The organism is Bacillus sp. NPDC077411, assembly GCF_044543425.1.
In the GTDB taxonomy this organism is placed as follows: domain Bacteria; phylum Bacillota; class Bacilli; order Bacillales; family Bacillaceae_G; genus Bacillus_A; species Bacillus_A bruguierae.
Genome location: NZ_JBITWA010000031.1, coordinates 1 through 19,361 on the forward strand (window position 1 = coordinate 1; position 19,361 = coordinate 19,361).

A 19,361-nucleotide genomic window follows, 5' to 3' on the forward strand; every position below is an offset into this window, starting at 1 on the left:
AACATATGTAGGCGATCACCTACCGAAAATTCATCCCCCACCTACTCGCTGGGCTACGCCCTTCTCGCTCCTTGAGGAAGGGGACTTCTTTTCGGGAAATATGTTAAATTTTTCATTTACAGATTCCTCCTTAAGATAAACTTTTCACCATTAATAGTTCGGGAGTATCTATTGAAAAACCTACCATAAATTGAATTTAATATTTATGAGGACGTGCTAAACTATGCTACAGAATAAACAATAAAACTTCCTAAAAATAAATAAAGTGTTACTTTAAAAAACGGATTTAGCGTTTCCCTTTTCAAATAAACATTTCTTCATCATTCAAATTCCAATAATCTCCAATCCGTCCTTATATGTAACATTAATCTTAAGATTAATATCCATTTTTTTCAGTAATCCATTAGACAACTCACACTCCCCTAATAAGACGTCCGAAACAATACGATACCAATTGTATTGTTGTTGATTATAAAAATCGTTACAGAGCAATCTGAAAGGCCAATTTTCTGTTCTTCTGTAATATTTTTTAATTTTATGTAAATAAACGTAAAAAAGGTGTCCTTAATTATGAGTAAGGACACCTTTCTATTCTTTCTATGTAAAAACTTTAATGAGCTCTATATTGCCCCATTAACTTCTCTTCACCCATTCGAACAAGGCGTTTTGTAATTTCTCCGCCAACAGAACCATTTGCACGTGCAGATGTCTCTGGACCAAGTGTGACTCCAAGTTCACGAGCGATCTCATATTTCATTTGTTCAATTGCACTTGCTGCACCTGTGATAAGAATCTCATTTGTATTATGATAATGTCCTTGAATATTCATAATTACACCTCCAGTATATTTGTATATAATGTGCTCTTAATTATGATAAATATACATATTATCATAATACTTTTTCTCAAAACAAAAGCTCCACTAAAACAGAAGAATAAGAATGATTAAAAAATATAGACATTCCAAATTATTGTTTGTTATAATTCAAACAAAACAGGTAAATGTCTACTTTGTATGTTTAACAATCCCAAAATCAACTAAGTACAATTTTGAAATAATGATAGAAGTCTTACCAATAATATTTCTAAACACAAAGAGACATTTCATCATTAATATGATTCTAGATTTCCCATATTATTAGGGTAATTAAAATGTAATTTTATTATCTTAATTTATAAACGTATCAAACCAAATTTACTGGAGGGGATAAAAATGAAAAAAGCACTTTACATCAATATAAGTGGAGAAGGACACGTAAACCCAACGTTAGGATTAGTGCGTGATTTAGTAAAACGCGGAGACCATATTGTCTATTATTCATCAAATCATTTTGAAGAAAAAATCAAGAAAACAGGTGCACAGTTCCGAGCCATTGATCAAGAAGCACAAAGAAAACTCACGGAAAATATGAGTCTGATGGCTTCCCAGCCCAAAGAATATTTATTACATTTTCTAAATGCAATGGAAATGATCACTGATTCCATTCTTGAAGAAATTTCCAAAGAAACATATGATTACATCATCTACGATGCACAGTCTTTACCTGGAAAATGGGTTGCTCACCATAGAGGTTTAGTATCTATTGCAACTTGGACCACGTTTGCTTTTTCACAAGAACTAAAAGAAAATATGAACCTGACAGGACCAAAAAACATAGAACAAAAGCGAGAGCGTCTAACCATGCTACAAGCATTTTTGCAATTAGAAGAAATAGCAAAACGGAAACAATATTTAGAAGAAAAATATGAAATACCGTTATCTGATAATTTTTTACTTTGCCCGGGTTCAGGCGATTTGAATATTGTTTTTACTTCTCGCTATTTTCAAAGAAACAGCAAGGATTTTAAGGATAGATATATTTTTGTCGGTCCTTCCATTGCTGAAAGTGAAACTCTAAATGATTTTCCAATTGATGAATTAAAAGGACAACGTGTGATTTATATTTCTATGGGAACCATAATGAACAATCAGCCTGAATTCTATCAAAAGTGTTTCGCCGCTTTAAAAGATTTCAATGCTAAAGTAATACTTAGTATAGGCAAACAATTAACGGCGGAGCAGCTAGGAGATATACCTGATAATTTTATTGTTCGTAACTATCTTCCTCAATTAGATATACTGCGTCAAACGGATGTATTTATTAGCCATTGTGGAATGAACAGCACAAGTGAATCACTTTATTTTGAAGTACCTCTAGTTATGCTTCCATTTATAAATGATCAGCACACGATCGCTGAACGAGTACACGAACTTGGTGCAGGATTTATGTTAAATATTCAGCAATTATCAGCCGCTGATTTAAAACATGCCGTTAATGAAGTATTGCAACATTCGATTTATAAAGAGAATGCAAAAGAAATTAGTCAATCATTCCGTGAGGCAGGTGGTTATATCAAAGCCGCTGATGAGATTATTACATTTACTCGTTAATACTGTTATATATCCTACTCACCCCCCATCAACTTAAGAATTTTATAACATCCAAAACAAGAATTTTCTACATACTCATGTAAAAAATCACCTAACGTACATGGCTCTCTATCAAGAAACTGTTAGTGCGTAAAAAAATCCTGTTTTGAATCTAATCAAAACAGGATGTCAACTATTTTATTGATATTTTTTTGCAACAAGGAACTCAATAAAAGGTAGTGTAATCATCGATAACCCCAATAACATTAATAAAAAAATGTTAGTCGTTCCATTTACTATTTTGTCACCGATAATTGCTCCAAATATAAAAAGAAGGATAAGAAAATAACTAATTTTAGAGCTTTTCTCAGTGATTTTTTGGCCCAGTTCTTCTTCCTGCAAAATACCATCCTTTTCTTCCTTTGTTCCCCAAGTAATGCTAGTCAAAAACATTGAAAGTAACGACCCTATAGCAATAATTTCGTTAAATCCAACTTCTTTACCTACTATCATTTTATAAATAGTAAAGACAATTATAATTACAGTAGCAACCCCACATATTATGGTACCAATTTTCCTTGTACTCATTTTTCCTCCTGCCCCTCATACAAAAATAATTGATCAACTGTAACACCTAAATTGTTTGCTATATCAAAAGCTAAATATAAACTAGGATCATGATGCTCTTTTGTTGGGTCGTCCCCAGCCATACAAAAAAACCATAACTGGAAATGCGGGTATATAAACGTAATCGTCAAATATATATTTATCGAGTTATGAGAGAGCCTATTTTATTTTAGATATAAAATAAAATAGGCTCTTTACTTATGATGATAATGCCTAGATTTACAATATCGTTTAATGAATACTTTATAAGTTTATAAAGGCGTAGCGAAAATTGCACTGGGCATTCGCGATTGATCAATAAGAAAAGACCTGACCTTATATATCAGGTCTTTTTCATGTCTTATTCTATACCAACTGCATTATAAGCCTTCGTTACAGCCTGTACTTCTTTAGAGTTTTTACCATATAAATCTTCTGCAGCTTGAAGTGCAGCTTGGCGCATCATGTTAAAGTTAGAGTTTGCAGTTAAATATTTTGTAAGGGCACGATAGTAAATTTTTTCTGTAGCTTCGCGGCCAACACCATTTACTTCCACACCATAATGCGTGCCACCTTCAGACACTAAATATGCTGCTTTATTATTGATACTACTGTTAATATGAACACCGCCATTATCATATGGACCAGTGTAAAATTTTCTGTAATGATCTGGATAACCTTCAGTTGGTTCTAATGGGTTTGGAATAGAAGCAGGATTACTTAAGGAACGCATCGCATCTCCTGATATATCCGGTGTATAAATATCTTCTCCCACTTCCCAATCATCACGGTCTACCATCGCACCGAAAATATCCGAAAACGATTCGTTTAATGCACCAGACTCATCTTGATATTCTAAATTTGCTGTATACTCTGTTACAGCATGTGTTAACTCATGGGCAACAACATCTAAGCTTGCAGAAAATGAAGTGAATTTTTTCCATCTCCATCACCATACTCCATAGACACACCGTTCCACACAGCGTTATTCCAGTTTTCCCCTACGTGAACAAAAGAAATTAACTTCGCTCCTTCGTTATCAAAGGAATTACGATAAAATGTTTTCTTATAATAGTCGTATACTTTTTCTGCATTTACATGCGCTGTTTCTGCTTCTGCGTCTTTTTCTTCTCTAACGATTTCAAAATGTCTCTCTATATTTCCTGCTAATTTAAACATGTCTTTCTTACTCTTTAAATACTCGAACACAGTTTCTTTTTTATCTAGTCCTTTCGGTGCTTTCCACTCTTCCCCAATATAAGATGGTGTCTGAAATTCTTGGTTGTATTGAATTTTTTGCTCTGCTGCATATGTATGTGACGTGCCTAATGTCGCAAATGCCCCTAAAGCTATAGATAAAGCTAATGTTGAAGATAAAACCTTCTTTTTCAAAAATACCACTCCCCATCCCTATTTTTTTGAGAATTTTATATAATTCTAGTGATAATAGTACACAACCTCCTATCTGAAATTGCAGAAAATTTAGATAGAAAATTCGGGGTATTTAATTATAAAGTTCATGCAAAAAAGAGCAGCGCTATCTGTAGACGCTACTCTTGTTATATTTTTCATTGACATGCATTAAGATCCCCTAACTTAAGATTCTCAGGGAACAAAGAAGAGTAGGCAGGAATAACTGCTGGCATGTACCCGATTGGACGGGCTTTCCGTCAGTTGGGGATGCCCAGTTGGCCAGTAAAACATTCCCCTTTCCAACCTGCGAGAGTACAACCAGAAACCATTATGTTCCCAAACAAGAATTTAATATATAATGCAAAACCACTGTTTTTATCAAACTTTATTCAAAAGTTACAGTGATCGAATAAAAAAATCGACCACCCGTTACAGGCAGTCTTAATTTTACGCCACTATACCGTTAGTCTTCTAACTCCGCTACCATATCATCCAACACGTTCGCCTTCAGGTGCTAAAACGTCAACTCCTCTATCAACCTCTCTATATACTGTTTTTTCGTATTTCGTAACTAATATTTTTTTCGATAATAAGTTGTTACAGTTTCTGTATGTTGTTTTTCCAAAACATATAGCTATAATCAATCTCTTCTTTTAATTCAAAATAATTTTCCCAAGTATCTTGTACATGATAAAGTGTTTCGCCAGCATCTACAAAAACATCCATATAATTATCCATATACTTCCAACGTTTATCGTTATTAAAGTAATACATTGCAAATTGATTGCCCTCATCATTTAACATGTCGTCTGCAAACACACCACCCCACTTCATATAGATTTGCGTACCAGTAATTTGTCTAAGCTTAAACCTATTAATATCATCTTGAGACTTTTCTTCAAATTCTTTACTAAATAAATTATTTTCAACTATCCACCCAAGAAACATACCAGTATGTACATATGCTTGTTCAATTGGCAAATCCTCTGGAAGATCATCATAATAGTACTTTGCCTTATCATAAATCACCGTGTCCAACTCCTTTTCATATCTCATTCATTTTGCATCTAATGTAGTCTCTACTAGATAACTGTTTTTCCTTCCATAATATTATCTCTATTTACTAAAATTAAGTAGAGAGGGCCCATCATCCAACCAAATAAGCCATACAGCGCAAATAGTGTTCCTCCAACCATAGAACTACCAATTATGGGAATGACATAATAATCCTGTTTCTAATCCCCAATGGCCTTTTAATGAATATAAGGCTGCATTTTTCAAATCACTAATCACTTTAGTTCCATCCTTCAAGTTCTTTATCTCCTCTTACATGAATTGCCATATAACATAGATAATGATAACATTTTTTAGAAAAAAATAACATTATATACATTTATTAATATTCAAATAAATAAAAATTCACCTCAAAAAATTGAGACTAATTTCGAAAAGATAAAACGCCGGATTAAAAGTGGTTTCTATCGGGATTAATACAACACATTCATTATTTTTGTTATATTAAGCGAGGTCATTTGTAGTACAAAAAAGGATAGTTAAAGCAAATTTTATTATGCTCACCTATCCTTCATTTTTTATACAATGTAATGTCTAACATTATATTGTAATGTGTTATTATCAAACATTCCAAGTAATACCTTGACTTTTAATAAAATTATTGAACAAGTGCTTCTACATTCATATGCTCACTGCCCGCTACGACACCAACAATTCCTGCCCAAAGAGTTTCAAATACAACTGTTACAGCCAATTGAATGTTAAGCATGGATTTTAAAAGTGGTTTCATAGACATCGCCTCCGTCGTATTTATTGTTTTGTAACTTACAGCTCTTAATACAATGGCAACCAGAAGGAGTAGTACAGCTAGCGTCAGCTCCATAGTGGAGAGTCAACATATGAATATAGTTAATTATATCACTAAATGGTAATTTCATCCATATTTTTCGGTTTTATAAGTGGTTTCAATGTATAGGGGGATAGTCACATATCCATCAACTTAAAAATTTTATAACGCCCCCAAAACAAAAAAATTGTACATTTCACCTGGAGATGTTAATTTTCTCATTTTGGGATATTTGCTTTTCTTAGCTTCATAGTGATGTGGCGCTATCCCTTCTATAACTAAAAATCATTTTCGTTCTCATTCAACTTGTTTTGTTTTCTCTTACTGGAAATTTTCTATATTCTCACACAAAAAGTCATCTAACTTACAGGGCTCTCTACCAAGCAACTGTTTCACAGTATCCGTAGGTCTTTCTGGCAGTATCACAGACATAGCTTGAATTTCTAAAACGTGATCTGCAAGCCACGGAGGCATGTGTTCATGCTCGATTAGATTACGTCGTAATACTTGAGGGTCCATATTGATATAGCGAATTGGCCGACCTAATAGAACGGATAGTTTGCTTGCAATTTGTGGATAGCTATATACTTCAGAGCCGGTAAGTGTATATACTTTGCCAGCTACCTTACTGTTAGTCAAAACTTCTGCAGCAACATCTGCAATATCACGGCAATCAATGAAGTTACATGCAGTATTACCCATAGAACCGTAGAAAACATCTTGCGTTACAATTGTCGGTGCAAAGCGTAGTAAGTTTTGCATAAACGCATATGGGCGTAGCACAGTATGAGTAATACTAGATTCAGCTAGAGTTTTCTCAATTTCATGATGCCATCTTGCTACTGCTACTGGAGCGTTTTGATTAAAAGCTGGACTAGATACTTTTACGATGTGCTCAATTCCGACTTCTGCAGCAATACGAATAATTGAAGTCTCCAGTTCAACTTGTCTAGGACTGTTAGACATCACAAGAAAAAGCTGGTTCGTCCCTGTAAACGCACGGCGCAACGATTCAGGTTCAGCTGCATCCGCCAATGTTATTTCAATAAGTGACTGGTCTAAATCTCCAATCTGGATACGCAATTTTTCAGGATTTCTACTCAGTGCCCGAACAGGAATACTCTGGTTAACTAAACGTTTCAAAAGTACACCGCCAATCATACCCGTTGCCCCAATCATAACAATCATCTTCTATTCTCCTTTGAATGAAATATTTTTTTAAGGTTCATACGCCACCGCCATGTTATCATTGCACTCGCAATTACTGCAGATAGCGGAAAATCAATCCACACCCGATTGAGCCAGACAAAGTGGTTGAACGGCCCGAACACTCCCATTAAAAAAGTTGTCATCCACGCAGCAAAAATACCAATCGCAGCCCCAATTAATGTGAAAACTACCATCACAACTAAGTGATTTACACCGATAAGCCATTGATTATGAATTCCTCGTCTCTCTAACCAAAGACCAAGTATCAAAGCTACTATGGCTGATGTTCCTCCAATTGTTGTCAATGCAGCAATTTGAAGGTCCTTGCTACCGGTAATCAGTCCCCCAATCCCTGCCATGATGACTGGGGCAACATAAGCCATTAATACTTCACGCCATAATACAAAAGTTTTTGCCTTGGTACCCGTATCCGTAATAGCATATACACCTTCCATTTTATCCGGATATTTTATATTTCTCATGTATTCACCTCCTTTCTTTTTAAATGCTTTTAGCAGTTCCTTTTATATAATTAGGAACCTAACTATATAAAAGGAAAAATAGGCTAGCTCTACTAGCCCTTTCTAATTATTGCTAATATGTTCTATTCATCTAGTTCTTCTGTAAGTGCTGAGATGCCTTCTGTCACTCGGCTAAGCAGATCAAGAAATACACTGCGCTCCTCGATACTAAGTAGGCCGACCATGGCTTCTAGCCTTGCGAAATGCTCTGGAGCCATTTCACGAAGCTTCTTTGCTCCTCGCTCCGTTAAAATGACCGATTTCTGCCGACCATCTTTTGAACTAGGTCGCCGGGATACGAGACCATCTCTCTCAAGGGTATCGATTAGGCCTGTCACAGTAGCACGTGTGACACCTAGATGTTCCGCCAGTTGCGAAGGTAACGCTTCCCCTTCGTTATCTTCAAGGTCTGCCAGTAAACGATAGCGCCCTGTTGATAAACCGAATCTAGAGAAATGAATCTCCGTGGCATGTCCAAGCTTAGCTCCCGCTGCCATTAGCCTAGTCGCAACGAGAACAGCTTGTGCGTCAACGTCTAAATTGTAACGATCAATTTGACGCTTAGATTGTATAAGTGAAGGAACAGTATCATTGTAATTTGTTACTTTCATATCGGAACCAGAAGGCGGAACAGCATAAGCATCTTCCGCTTTTTCCGAATCTTTCATATTGCTCATATATGTACCTTCTTTCTTCTTTCAAGTCATTCACCAATTACTTTTAGCATTATATAATTAGGGAACTAACTATATAACAGTAAAAATAGGCTAGCTTTACTAGCCTATTTTAGTCATATTTATAATATGGCACCTAATTACTTTTTCTGTCAACACATTTTAATCTTTGAAGCGACAAGATTGGCGAACAAGCTTACTTGTATTACGTCCAAATAATAGAAATTTTTATTAATAGCTGATTTCGTTAAACTATTACATGTTCCAAATATTAAACTTAAAAAACTTTCTATAATCATTTTTCTTCTACTCTATCTAACCATTCATTTATTAACGAATGGAATAAAACATCTTGCTCAATCTGCAAGTTATGTCCCGCTTTATCTAAAACTGCAAAAGTGGCCCGGGGAAATTTATCAAGCAACTCCCAAGCATCTTTATAGCCTGTTACTGAATCCTGTTTACCCAATAAAAAGAGGCTTGGTTTTTCATACAGCGATAACTGACTATCCACATCAAACGAAAAAGCATATTGTTCCTTTAACTTTGTTAAAAACGCCTCATCTGCTATTTTAATTCCTGATATAATCTCTTCAAGATAACGTTGCCAATTATATTCATTAAGCTCTACAAAATTCGAACTAAAATTCTCACATTCCTCCGTACTTAACTGAGATAAAAACTTTTCATCTCGGTAAATAACCGTATGCGGAGGAAGCTGTCTCTTGCTTATATCCGGAATAATCAAAGGACAAATAAATGCCGCGCCATCTATTTTTTCTTTTCTTTTGGATATAACTCCTCTAGTTATGTATCCGCCATATGATTCGCCTGCAATTAAGAAAGATTCGTCTGGAATAATCGTATCTATGAAATTTAAAACAAGATCTAACATTCCATCTGAATTTTGAATAGATTCGTGCCCCCTCGTTTGTCCCATGCCTGGTAAATCGATATAAATTCGTTTCCAACCTTCTCTTTGTGAAAAAATAGGCTCCATACAACCTGACATTAGTCTATGATCAGGAGAAAAACCATGAAGCATGATAATTGGTTTTCCAGAACCATAAATTTCATAATGAACTTTTACATCCCCTATTAAGCATTCCATTATTATCCACTCCGAATTTTCAGTATTTTCAATACTATAATAAAGTAAAAGTAACTACCCAGCCACACATTTCATTTAGAAGTTTGGTAAAGAGTATAATTCCAGCGAAAATACACTTACCTATAATTGCTGCCATGAAGATAAAAATGGCCCTACACCTCGCTACCTTTCTTTGTTTTAAAATTTTGCGCGTGGCAGGAAAAGGCCCTGACCGCTACTATACATGGCCAGTCCCTCTAGACCACTTAAAAAAATGCTTTTCTATCAGTTTTTCATAGAGTGATTGAGTAGTTGCAAGTAAAATTTATTTCTTTCCAAACAATTAATCTTATTCCTCTTATTGTTAGTTAAAGAACACTTTTATCTCTTTTCATTTTGAATTAATCAATCATTAATTAAACAACAAAATAAGTATGGAATGTCATCATGTCAACCGTCTCTGGTTATTTCACTTTCTCAACTCACTATACTGTATATGAATTCTGTTTTCTGGATTTTTGTCCACCGCATACAACACAACAAGAAATAACCATTCCAAAGGCTTCATAATAAGATAAATGATGTCTGCGGACCACTTTGAATTGATGTGTCTGCTGATTGGATAGCCATACTTGTCATAAAAGTTACGAATAGCTTTATGTAAGTTTGGAACATATTGTTCAAGAATATTCTCAAATGCATTGGCAATTAGTAGCTGGCGGTTCACAGGGATTCTTGCTCCAGCTCTAATACCTGCCCTGACTGGCTTGACCAACTTTTTATGCCCTCTAGCAGAGACAGTACACAAATAATGTCCGTCACCCTTCACTATTTCTGGCTTTGGCGCCGGGATATTCGAATAGTTGAAAGAGCTTGTTTCAAGAAACACACGAATAAGGCTATCTGGTCGTTGTCCAAACAGTACCAAAATGAGCTGGATGATAATCAGGACTGGAAATAAGCTGATAGCCCATAGTTTTGACATCTTTTGATAGTTATTACATATCCTTAAGAGAAATAACATACATTTATTGTTGTACTCAATCTCTTTTTCATGCTGGCTATCAAGAAAATGCTTTAGAGATTCTTTCAAACTTGCGATATATAAAAAAAGCAATGATAGAAAGCTGGTTTGCAGAAAGAAAATCGAAAATTCTTCACCATCATGTGAGCAGACTGTATGAGTGAGATAAGCAACTGCAAATATGATATTCAATATCATTAATGTACTGCATACCACATAAACAAGCGGGGGAAGATCCCCATAATTAAAGCTTACAATCCAAAAGCTAATCATACCCAATGTTAATAAGACAATTACTGAAATAACATATTCATTTGCAAGAGAAGCATATCCGTTATTCTTAGCACCAGTCATTTCAAAGATGAGCAAACGCTCACCAGCACCTGCTGCCATTCCATTTAGAACAAAGCCAAGCATGAATAAACAATAAATAATCATGGAGGTATAAACATCTATCGCTTTGATTTTGACTGATTTATCCTTTACAACTTTTGGCTTCTCCTTTATAAAATCCTGAAACATCCTAAAAAAGGCATACACAGGAATTGAAATAAATATAAGAAGCTTTATAAAAACAAGCAACTCTCTCCCTCCTCTAATTCAGCAACAACTTTGCTAGTATTTTAAAAGTTCCCCTCTTACAAAAGAAACTGTCACCCTATTTCTCGTTATTAATAATCCTAGGCATGAGAAAAAATATGAGTGTAAATGTTTGATGATAAATAAAAAGGACACAATTCCTTGTACTAGAATCACATCCGTTAATTAAAGAGGGACTACTCCAATAGTTCGTCACCAAATTATAACATTTATACCTAAACTGTCCTATACCTATATTTGAATAAAGTGAAACTTCCATCAGCGGGGGTTTTTCTTCATCCCCATTGATGGAAAGCCCACCCAATCGGGCTCTTACTGGCAGTTATCTCCCACCTATCTTCTTAAGAAAAGCGGAAGTGGCTCGTTCAGAATGTGAGGGGGATGGAGCTTCTGATGTAGAGGAGTTTTTACCTCGTAGGAAGAAGCGAAGCCACCGAACATTCTAGCCACTGGAGCTGGACAATGTTTTCCCAGAATCTTGAGTGGGAGTCTTACTGCCCTAAAGTAGCGGGATAAAAAAACCTTACTGTCCGTTATTTCAAGTGAAATCAATTTAAGTAAAGTATATAAGCTAATTTTTTCTATACATCCCAATGTCTATATTTATTTATCTCACTCTTTTTTCTAAATGCATCTTCTAAGTCAATATCAAGTTTGTTAGCAAGATCAAAAAGATTCCATATCACATCGTAAATTTCAAAACTTAATTGTTCCTTTAATTTATTACTATTCTCAGAATCAGGTTTGGAAGAGATTTTTAAAACTTCTTGAGCGACCTCTCCTATTTCTGTAACCAAAAATAAGGTTCTTTCTTCAATTGTTGCGTTCTCAAAACCTTTATTTTTACTAAACTCTCTAACCTCTCTTTGTAATGTAGATATTCTCACTTTACCAATCCCCCCTATTTTGAAACTCTCCAAAAATCTGTTCCGTATTCTCTATTCTGAAATTTAACTGGTAACGCTGTTTTCAAAAAACTATCACCTACGCCAATCTTATATATCTTATTTTGCACCGGTGACCCAAAGGAAAATTCAAGCTGACAATCAGTAAGGTTAAATAATACTGAATGAACAGTTCCAAAATTTTCTTGGTAATTATGAACGGACAACCCCTCTGGAAATTCAGTAGAAATGAGTTTCTGTAATTCGCCAACAGATCTTTTACCACTCGCACTAAACTTATGCTCTAAAATATTAAATCGTAGTTGTGAATGAACGAATCTTCCTAATTCAAGACTTTCAACTTCAGGAAATAGAGCATGATTCGTTGCGATTAAATAGTCGCGATCCGTTTTTCTTACAGCTTTAGCGCCATCATACGTTTCATATAAAGCTGCTTCACCATTTGCATCGGCTAAGAGTAAATTCATATTCGCTCCAATAGGCATGTCCTCTAAACACTGAATTCCTTCCTCAACATTTTTACAATTTTCAAGTAAGGCTCTCACTATTACCATAAATTGCAGTCCTTTGGTGACGGGCTTTTTCATTCCTATATGCTTTCCAACTGGAATACCGCATGAGGCAAAAGCTACACAGAACCCCTTCTCATTTAAGCCTTCACTTCGACCAAAGTAAGAAACAGAGAATCCAGTATGACTGTATTTACCTTGAACTTTTGTCGTGCATAGTCTCATATCAGATATTGCTGGTGACAAATCGTAGTTTCTAAGGACATAAGTTTTATTGTCAATTGTTTTAGACGGTAAAATAGCACCTAAACTACATCCTCCTGGTTGTAACCAAACTTCATCGTAAAAGTTCAGATAACTAGACTTTACACCAAGTGCATCTGCAAATCCTTCTAGTTCTTCATTTAAACCAGGACAGTACTGCTCAATTAACTTTTTCATATTTTTAAATTTACTTTCATCTATTGATTCAGATGATACAAGTACATTCATTGCATAAGGATTCTTTTTTATTTCTTCTCCTTGCCTTCTACCAATCTCATAACTATTTCCTTCAAGAAAAGAAAAGTAGGCTTGAAATATATTCATATTTATCTCTCCTTTAAAATCGCATCTATTAATCGTCTATCTGATATGTATTTTGCCCTATTTGGTTGCCCTTCCGCTCTCCTTACATCTAATGTATTTAAATTTGCTACAACAGAGAAAAGCGTACCAAAATTATGTTCTTTTAAATTTAAACAAACATGTCCTTTCGTTTCCGACATAATTGATTGTGCAATAGAAAGGTTTATTTGATTTACGTTTTCTTTAAGACGTAATTCTAAAGTTTCAAAACGTTCTTTTGATTTGCTCCAATTCCAACTTTCACATGCTGATGTATTTTCATGATGATTTGTGCAATGGATATAATTATTAGTAGGAAAGCGTACATTATAGTCGTTAGGAGTAATCTCTACAACAGCCATCTTTCCTGATGAATCCGCTAATAAGTAGTTATTAGCAACCGAACTTGGAAAACCTTTCAATACTTCTATACCTTCCTCTACAGTACAACAATTTTCTAAAATGTATTTAACGGCAAAATAAAAATTCAATCCTGGCTGAATTCTTTCATAAGGAACCGATGTAATTCCGACAAATAAACCATATTGATTTATCCCATCAACTTTTCCAATAAAACAATCCGAATGACCAAGATATTTATTTTTATCCTCAAAACAAACGAATGAGGACTCAGTAGTTTTCTTCAAATTAAAGAGCATATCATAATTACGCCCAATAATCATTTCGCTTCCATTAAAAGCTGAAAAAATACTACATTGACCGTTCAATTCAAATACTCCTATACTTAACAGAAAAGAACTGACTTCTTCAAAAGAAGAATGGCAGCCATCAGCAAATCCTTGTATTTCCTTCACAACATTCGGATCAAATTCACTAAGAATAGGCTTGCAGGCCTCTCCAAATTTTAATTTTTCTTCAGTTACTTTTGGAAACCGAAATCCATTTTTATAAAGGATTTTTGCATAATGCTTTCCGGCTTCATAAGCATTTCCTTTTAATCTCGGATGATACATTATTATTCCCTCCATTGTGTATTTCTTTGTATATATAAATAATAAACCCTCCAGTTAATGGAGGGTTTACTCTGTTTTTGTAAAAAAATTGTTAGCTAACTCTAATTCTTGTTAACTGGTATACATATTTTGGTGATAAATTCTGATGGATGTCTGTTTAAATCTGGCCTTATATCCCTTATATTAAAATTGGACGGAACAAGTCCTTTTTCATAAATCTCTATCCCTTTTCCTATCTGAGTTAGATTCTGTTCTCTTATCCAACTTTCCAACACTTTATATCCTACATCCAATTCTGAATAAGGACCTTTAACAGTAGTGAACGCGTATATCCCACTAGCTAAAATTTTACAGCCGTCTATCTTATTCGTATCATTTACCGGAAGAAGTAGCTCTACATCCGCCTCTTTTTGATTCAAATCTCTTTCGTGAAAGATAGACATTAACTTTCCGTTAACTACAAGATTAAAAGCGTAAACTCGATCAAATAAATTTTTAACCAATTGATCTATAAATTTTATCTTTATTCTCTTACGAATAGCATAGACTGTTATTTCCTTTCGATTTTCAATATAACAGCTAGATAAAACAGGTCCTGGAATTATAGAAGTTTCTTTTTCTATTTGCATTTTTAACATTTTCATTTCTTCTATTTGTTTAGAAATTTGCTCTTTTTGATATTCAAGATCACAAATTTTATGTTCTAATACGCTTGTCCATTGCAATCGACTAGCACTTTCAATTAATTCCTTAATAGTAGATAAGGAGCATTGAAAACTTTTTAAAAGCATAATTTTTTTCATAACTTGAATTTTTTCATAGTCGTAATACCGATAGTTTGTTACAGGATCTATGTAAGAAGGTGTTAGTAAACCAATATCATCATAATAGCGTAATGTTTTAACAGGAACATTACATATTTTGGAAAATTTACCGATAGAGTACATTATATTCTTCCTTTATTGACTAATAATAAAATATTTACTGCAATTTAAAACCTCAACACCTTATTACTCTTCCTCAAATAACTCCAACTCTTTCTCCACAAACTCCATCAACTCTTTAATTGTTTGCGCCGAAAAGTCAAAATGAATACCTGCCGCTTCATACACTTCTTTTACTGATTTTGTACTTCCTAAAGATAACGCTTGTTTATAATGAATTAAAGTTTGTTTTGGATTCTCTTTATATTGCTTGTACATCTGCAGGGCACCTATTTGGGCAATTGCGTACTCGATATAGTAAAAAGGAACTTCGAAAATGTGTAAAATAGACAACCACGTTGTCTCTAACCAATTTTCATACCCTTCCCAATTCACAAAGCTAGAGTCATATGTTCTCGCTAGTTCTTTGAATTTCGCTCTTCTTTCCACATGCGTATGGTTTGGATTCTCATACATCCAATGCTGGAATTGATCAACTACAGTAATGATGGGTAAATATTGTATCATCAATCGGAGTTGTTCACGCTTTGCTCTTTTGAAATCTTCCCCACTTGGGTAAAACGTATTCCAATACTCCATCGTTAGGAGTTCCATTGTTGTGCTCGCCAATTCTGCTGATTCCATTGGGACATTTCGATATGGCCCTAGTTCAATGTCTTTCATAAGTTCATTATGTATACAATGACCCATTTCATGTAACAGAACCACAGCATCGTCTTGTGTGTTACAACAATTCATGAAAATAAACGATTGTTTAGAGGCGGGTAAGGATTCACAAAAACCACCCGGAGCTTTCCCTTTACGGCTCTCTAAATCTAAAAGATTCTTTTCTTTCATCTCATGTAATAATGCCGAAAAACGAGAATCAACCTTTTCTAAAATATGAAAAGTACCTTTTACTAACTCGTCTACATTTTGTACTGGTTGTAAAGGCTTCTCGTTTATTGGAACAGCTCTAATATCCCAAGGTCTAAAAGTACGTAACCCCAAAGTTTTTTGTTGTTTTTCTTGCAGCTTCTTCTGTAACGGAACAACATATTGACGCATTGCTTCTGCTAACTCAAGACAATCCGCTGCTGTATAATCAAACCGTTCATATTTTCTAAACATATAGTCGCGATAATTTGGCAAACCTACATTTTGAGCTTTTTGATGTCGCAACGCAATTAACTTATCCATAATGATCTGAAGATCCTCTTCAACAGCTAACATGCTTTCTTGGATAAGAGTCATCGCATTTTTTCTAACCGTACGCTCAGGATTTTGAAGATATACCTCCATATCGCTTAACGACTTTTCTTCACCTTCCCACATTACGGTTAAGTTACCTGTAATTTCAAAATATTTCGTTACTAACTCATCTTCTTCAATTTCTAAATCTATATTTTTCTCATTGAACAAACGAATTGCATTTTCTACTTTTTTATTCAATAAACCGAAATGTTTTGGATCTAACTGCAAACGAAATGGAGATTCATAGTATTTACTGTCTAGCAAGCTTTTGTAGCGTTTCACTAATGGCTGCACATGCTTTTGATCAAAATCGAAAGCCTCTTTCGCTTGCTGGTCATGGGTGTTGCACTGAAATTGAATATAATGTTGTTTAAGCTGCTCTTCTACTTCATCTAAAAGCCGAGACTGTCTTTTCAACCAACCTTCAAGTTCCTCACTACATTGAATCTCTGTTTGTAATAAATCTTCAAATTGTTGTTGTAACGCTTCCAAATTACTAATAACTAAATATTCAGTAGCATCCACGCATAAGGCACCCTTTCATACAATATTCTTTGCAACAAGTTTCAAATGCTCAGCAGGAATAATTTGCTTCACTGTTTCCTGCAAATCTTCTGCCATCACTTCTTCAATATGCTCCAAAGCGACTTCTAATATGCTACACTCCATCGTTTCAACATTGAGTAGAGAATAATGATCATTTTTCTTAATCACCAAATATTTATGATCTTCTGTCACTAGTAAAGCACCTAGCTGAATTCCTGATAATCTGTTATCTTCAAACTTCATGTATATTCCTCCCATCTACAAGTATTTTACAATAAAAGGATATTGGAGGATACAAAAATAAATAGATGTTTTACTACCGGCCAATTAGCCCAAACAAAAAAACACCTCTCATTTCGAGAGGTGCTTACCATTAAGATATTAATTCTTCTCCAATAATTTTCACTTCTGTTTCTAATTCTACGCTAAATTTAGATTTTACCGTTTCCTGTACATAACGGATAAGTTTCACATAATCACTCGCTGTCGCTTCACCTACATTTACGATAAATCCAGCGTGCTTAGTAGATACTTGGGCATCTCCTATTTGTTTTCCTTGCAATCCACTATCTTGAATTAACTTACCAGCAAACATACCTGGAGGACGTTTAAAAACACTGCCACAAGAAGGATATTCTAATGGTTGTTTTGATTCACGCAAAAATGTCAATTCATCCATTTTTTCTTTGATTTTATTGTAATCGCCTTCTTTTAAATCAAATGTCGCTTCTAGCACAAGATGCCCTTCTCTAGAAATGGAACTGTTTCTGTATTCTAATTCTAAATCATTTTTATTTAAATTAAGAATTTCGCCATCTCTAGTTAGAACTAATACACTTGCAATAACATCTGATACTTCGCCGCCATATGCTCCCGCATTCATGTATACTGCTCCCCCAACTGTTCCTGGAATTCCACAAGCAAATTCTAAGCCAGTTAGATAATTTTTCAATGCAAATCTCGAAGTATCAATAATGGTTGCCCCGCTTTGAACAATTATTTTATTACTTTCCAATGAGATATTAGTTAATTTAGTTAAATTTAGAACAATCCCTCTAATGCCGCCATCCTTAATAATGATGTTTGAACCATTTCCTAAAATAGTGAACTCTATATTATTTTGATTTGCGTATTTTATTACGTTTTGTACCTCTTGATACGTAGTAGGTAAAACAAAATAATCCGCATTTCCACCCGTTTTAGTAAAAGTGTATCGTTTTAACGGCTCATCTTTTTTAACTTTATTATCATCTAATATATTCAATAAATCGCTGTATACTTTATCCATTTCCCTAACCTCTTTACTAAGAATCTTTTCTATCCATTATAATGTATTTAGTTTCAAAAAAACATAATACGTTATTTTGTTTAAAAATTCAATTAATAAATTAAACTAGACGCCATTCCTATATACCAAAATATGTAAAAAGGCACACTCAACCCTTGTCGAGATATCTTTCGGAATAGACTAAATTTCTTCTAGTTAGTATCTTTCTCTATTCACTATTTTGTATTTACTGAAGGTTTATAGGATAACTACTATTTCTTTATCCCTTCAAGTGCATGTCTCATCATCTCAACTGGATACTTCGGTAACTTTAGCATTATTTGATGGTTCAGCCATTGATTCATTGCCGCTAAATCTATAAACTCTTGCTTCTTTTCAACTAACTCATGATAAAAATAATGATCTACAGCGAAAATAGACTCATTTATTTGTGAAATAATACTTCGATTATTTGTTGCTGCAAATTGTACAATTGAATCTTGATTTAAGTACTGTTCAATTATCTCAGGATCAATTCCATCTAATAATAAATTTGTGGTTAAATTCTTCTTAAATACAAGGTGTAAGTTTTGCAAGTCTTTCTTTAATACGCCATAAATAACAAAGTGATATCTTGTAGCGTTATTCATAAACATTACACATTTTTTTCGGCCAATCTTAAAAAGATTTGCATGCCAACAATATAGTGGATTGAAATCAGCAGCATCTACTTTTTGAACTTTTATTTTCATTTCATCGGCTAATTTTTTTGTACATTGGATAAGTTGCATATATTCCTCATACTTTCTTTTTATTTAACAACTGAATTTCCGTCCATATTTTATGAAAAAACAATTATTCCCCCATATTTCAATAGACATAGCCACTTTTGTTTATTCTATAATTATACACTTTTTGCAACTGTAGTTTTAGAATAAAATTTGAACAAAAATATCTCACAACCAGTAA

20 protein-coding genes and 1 pseudogene are annotated in these 19,361 nt (G+C 34.2%); 1 reads left to right on the forward strand and 20 read right to left on the reverse strand.

All coding sequences use genetic code 11. The features are described from left to right. Positions 1–610: 610 nt before the first annotated feature. Positions 611–829: an alpha/beta-type small acid-soluble spore protein gene (locus ACIGHG_RS23935; RefSeq protein WP_336473323.1), complete on the reverse strand. Its 219-nt coding sequence runs from the start codon at positions 827–829 to the stop codon at positions 611–613. Between the two features lie 384 nt (positions 830–1,213). Here ACIGHG_RS23935 and ACIGHG_RS23940 point away from each other — a divergent pair, with 384 nt between their 5' ends. Next, positions 1,214–2,431, forward strand: a complete 1,218-nt coding sequence (locus tag ACIGHG_RS23940; protein ID WP_396550921.1) for a macrolide family glycosyltransferase — start codon at positions 1,214–1,216, stop codon at positions 2,429–2,431. Between the two features lie 177 nt (positions 2,432–2,608). Here ACIGHG_RS23940 and ACIGHG_RS23945 read toward each other — a convergent pair whose 3' ends face one another. The 19 genes and pseudogenes from ACIGHG_RS23945 to ACIGHG_RS24035 form a co-directional block, all read right to left on the reverse strand. After that, the gene (locus ACIGHG_RS23945) at positions 2,609–2,998 is read right to left on the reverse strand and encodes a hypothetical protein (protein ID WP_396550923.1); all 390 of its coding nucleotides are present in this window, start codon (positions 2,996–2,998) and stop codon (positions 2,609–2,611) included. Continuing rightward, positions 2,995–3,168, reverse strand: a complete 174-nt coding sequence (locus ACIGHG_RS23950) for a hypothetical protein (protein WP_396550925.1) — start codon at positions 3,166–3,168, stop codon at positions 2,995–2,997. The genes ACIGHG_RS23945 and ACIGHG_RS23950 overlap by 4 nt, the downstream gene beginning before the upstream one ends. Before the next feature lie 209 nt (positions 3,169–3,377). Then, positions 3,378–4,408 (reverse strand): annotated as a pseudogene (locus tag ACIGHG_RS23955) (M4 family metallopeptidase). Between the two features lie 213 nt (positions 4,409–4,621). Then, entirely contained in the window at positions 4,622–4,777 is a 156-nt protein-coding gene (gene tnpB, locus ACIGHG_RS23960; protein ID WP_396550984.1) for an IS66 family insertion sequence element accessory protein TnpB, read from the reverse strand. A gap of 249 nt (positions 4,778–5,026) precedes the next feature. Then, on the reverse strand, positions 5,027–5,458 hold the full coding sequence (locus ACIGHG_RS23965; protein WP_336473318.1) for a DUF7832 domain-containing protein: 432 nt from the start codon (positions 5,456–5,458) through the stop codon (positions 5,027–5,029). A 643-nt stretch (positions 5,459–6,101) separates the two neighbouring features. After that, the gene (locus ACIGHG_RS23970) at positions 6,102–6,233 is read right to left on the reverse strand and encodes a hypothetical protein (protein WP_336473317.1); all 132 of its coding nucleotides are present in this window, start codon (positions 6,231–6,233) and stop codon (positions 6,102–6,104) included. Between the two features lie 378 nt (positions 6,234–6,611). Continuing rightward, entirely contained in the window at positions 6,612–7,478 is an 867-nt protein-coding gene (locus tag ACIGHG_RS23975) for an SDR family oxidoreductase (protein WP_396550928.1), read from the reverse strand. Further along, positions 7,475–7,981, reverse strand: a complete 507-nt coding sequence (locus tag ACIGHG_RS23980) for a hypothetical protein (RefSeq protein ID WP_336473315.1) — start codon at positions 7,979–7,981, stop codon at positions 7,475–7,477. Before ACIGHG_RS23980 ends, ACIGHG_RS23975 begins: the two co-directional genes overlap by 4 nt. Before the next feature lie 122 nt (positions 7,982–8,103). After that, positions 8,104–8,631, reverse strand: coding sequence for a MarR family winged helix-turn-helix transcriptional regulator (locus tag ACIGHG_RS23985; RefSeq protein ID WP_396550986.1), 528 nt, complete (start codon positions 8,629–8,631; stop codon positions 8,104–8,106). Positions 8,632–8,989: 358 nt separating this feature from the next. Then, entirely contained in the window at positions 8,990–9,808 is an 819-nt protein-coding gene (locus tag ACIGHG_RS23990; RefSeq protein ID WP_396550988.1) for an alpha/beta fold hydrolase, read from the reverse strand. Between the two features lie 445 nt (positions 9,809–10,253). Beyond that, on the reverse strand, positions 10,254–11,390 hold the full coding sequence (locus ACIGHG_RS23995) for a DUF6688 domain-containing protein (protein ID WP_396550930.1): 1,137 nt from the start codon (positions 11,388–11,390) through the stop codon (positions 10,254–10,256). Positions 11,391–11,989: 599 nt separating this feature from the next. Beyond that, positions 11,990–12,295 carry a MazG nucleotide pyrophosphohydrolase domain-containing protein gene (locus ACIGHG_RS24000; protein ID WP_396550932.1) on the reverse strand — a complete coding sequence of 102 codons (306 nt, stop codon included), beginning with the start codon at positions 12,293–12,295 and terminating at the stop codon, positions 11,990–11,992. Between the two features lie 14 nt (positions 12,296–12,309). Next, the gene (locus ACIGHG_RS24005; protein ID WP_396550934.1) at positions 12,310–13,410 is read right to left on the reverse strand and encodes a C45 family autoproteolytic acyltransferase/hydrolase; all 1,101 of its coding nucleotides are present in this window, start codon (positions 13,408–13,410) and stop codon (positions 12,310–12,312) included. A 2-nt stretch (positions 13,411–13,412) separates the two neighbouring features. Continuing rightward, positions 13,413–14,402: a C45 family autoproteolytic acyltransferase/hydrolase gene (locus tag ACIGHG_RS24010; RefSeq protein WP_396550936.1), complete on the reverse strand. Its 990-nt coding sequence runs from the start codon at positions 14,400–14,402 to the stop codon at positions 13,413–13,415. 101 nt (positions 14,403–14,503) lie between these two features. Further along, the gene (locus ACIGHG_RS24015; RefSeq protein ID WP_396550938.1) at positions 14,504–15,349 is read right to left on the reverse strand and encodes a MerR family transcriptional regulator; all 846 of its coding nucleotides are present in this window, start codon (positions 15,347–15,349) and stop codon (positions 14,504–14,506) included. A gap of 63 nt (positions 15,350–15,412) precedes the next feature. Further along, positions 15,413–17,104, reverse strand: coding sequence for a M3 family oligoendopeptidase (locus ACIGHG_RS24020; RefSeq protein ID WP_396550940.1), 1,692 nt, complete (start codon positions 17,102–17,104; stop codon positions 15,413–15,415). Positions 17,105–17,119: 15 nt separating this feature from the next. After that, positions 17,120–17,368 (reverse strand): hypothetical protein, encoded by a 249-nt coding sequence (locus ACIGHG_RS24025; protein WP_396550942.1) that lies wholly within the window; start codon positions 17,366–17,368, stop codon positions 17,120–17,122. 130 nt (positions 17,369–17,498) lie between these two features. Beyond that, on the reverse strand, positions 17,499–18,413 hold the full coding sequence (gene murB / locus ACIGHG_RS24030) for a UDP-N-acetylmuramate dehydrogenase (RefSeq protein WP_396550944.1): 915 nt from the start codon (positions 18,411–18,413) through the stop codon (positions 17,499–17,501). Positions 18,414–18,664: 251 nt separating this feature from the next. Further along, entirely contained in the window at positions 18,665–19,183 is a 519-nt protein-coding gene (locus ACIGHG_RS24035) for a DUF6933 domain-containing protein (protein WP_396550946.1), read from the reverse strand. Positions 19,184–19,361 lie beyond the last annotated feature (178 nt).

Bases quoted from the DNA above. Each gene is read 5' to 3' on its own strand.
- ACIGHG_RS23935 (WP_336473323.1), bottom strand. From the start codon at position 829: ATGAATATTCAAGGACATTATCATAATACAAATGAGATTCTTATCACA.
- ACIGHG_RS23940 (WP_396550921.1), top strand. From the start codon at position 1,214: ATGAAAAAAGCACTTTACATCAATATAAGTGGAGAAGGACACGTAAAC.
- ACIGHG_RS23945 (WP_396550923.1), bottom strand. From the start codon at position 2,998: ATGAGTACAAGGAAAATTGGTACCATAATATGTGGGGTTGCTACTGTA.
- ACIGHG_RS23970 (WP_336473317.1), bottom strand. From the start codon at position 6,233: ATGAAACCACTTTTAAAATCCATGCTTAACATTCAATTGGCTGTAACA.
- ACIGHG_RS23975 (WP_396550928.1), bottom strand. From the start codon at position 7,478: ATGATTGTTATGATTGGGGCAACGGGTATGATTGGCGGTGTACTTTTG.
- ACIGHG_RS23980 (WP_336473315.1), bottom strand. From the start codon at position 7,981: ATGAGAAATATAAAATATCCGGATAAAATGGAAGGTGTATATGCTATT.
- ACIGHG_RS23985 (WP_396550986.1), bottom strand. From the start codon at position 8,631: ATGAAAGTAACAAATTACAATGATACTGTTCCTTCACTTATACAATCT.
- ACIGHG_RS24005 (WP_396550934.1), bottom strand. From the start codon at position 13,410: ATGAATATATTTCAAGCCTACTTTTCTTTTCTTGAAGGAAATAGTTAT.
- ACIGHG_RS24010 (WP_396550936.1), bottom strand. From the start codon at position 14,402: ATGTATCATCCGAGATTAAAAGGAAATGCTTATGAAGCCGGAAAGCAT.
- ACIGHG_RS24015 (WP_396550938.1), bottom strand. From the start codon at position 15,349: ATGTACTCTATCGGTAAATTTTCCAAAATATGTAATGTTCCTGTTAAA.
- ACIGHG_RS24025 (WP_396550942.1), bottom strand. From the start codon at position 17,368: ATGAAGTTTGAAGATAACAGATTATCAGGAATTCAGCTAGGTGCTTTA.
- murB (WP_396550944.1), bottom strand. From the start codon at position 18,413: ATGGATAAAGTATACAGCGATTTATTGAATATATTAGATGATAATAAA.
- ACIGHG_RS24035 (WP_396550946.1), bottom strand. From the start codon at position 19,183: ATGCAACTTATCCAATGTACAAAAAAATTAGCCGATGAAATGAAAATA.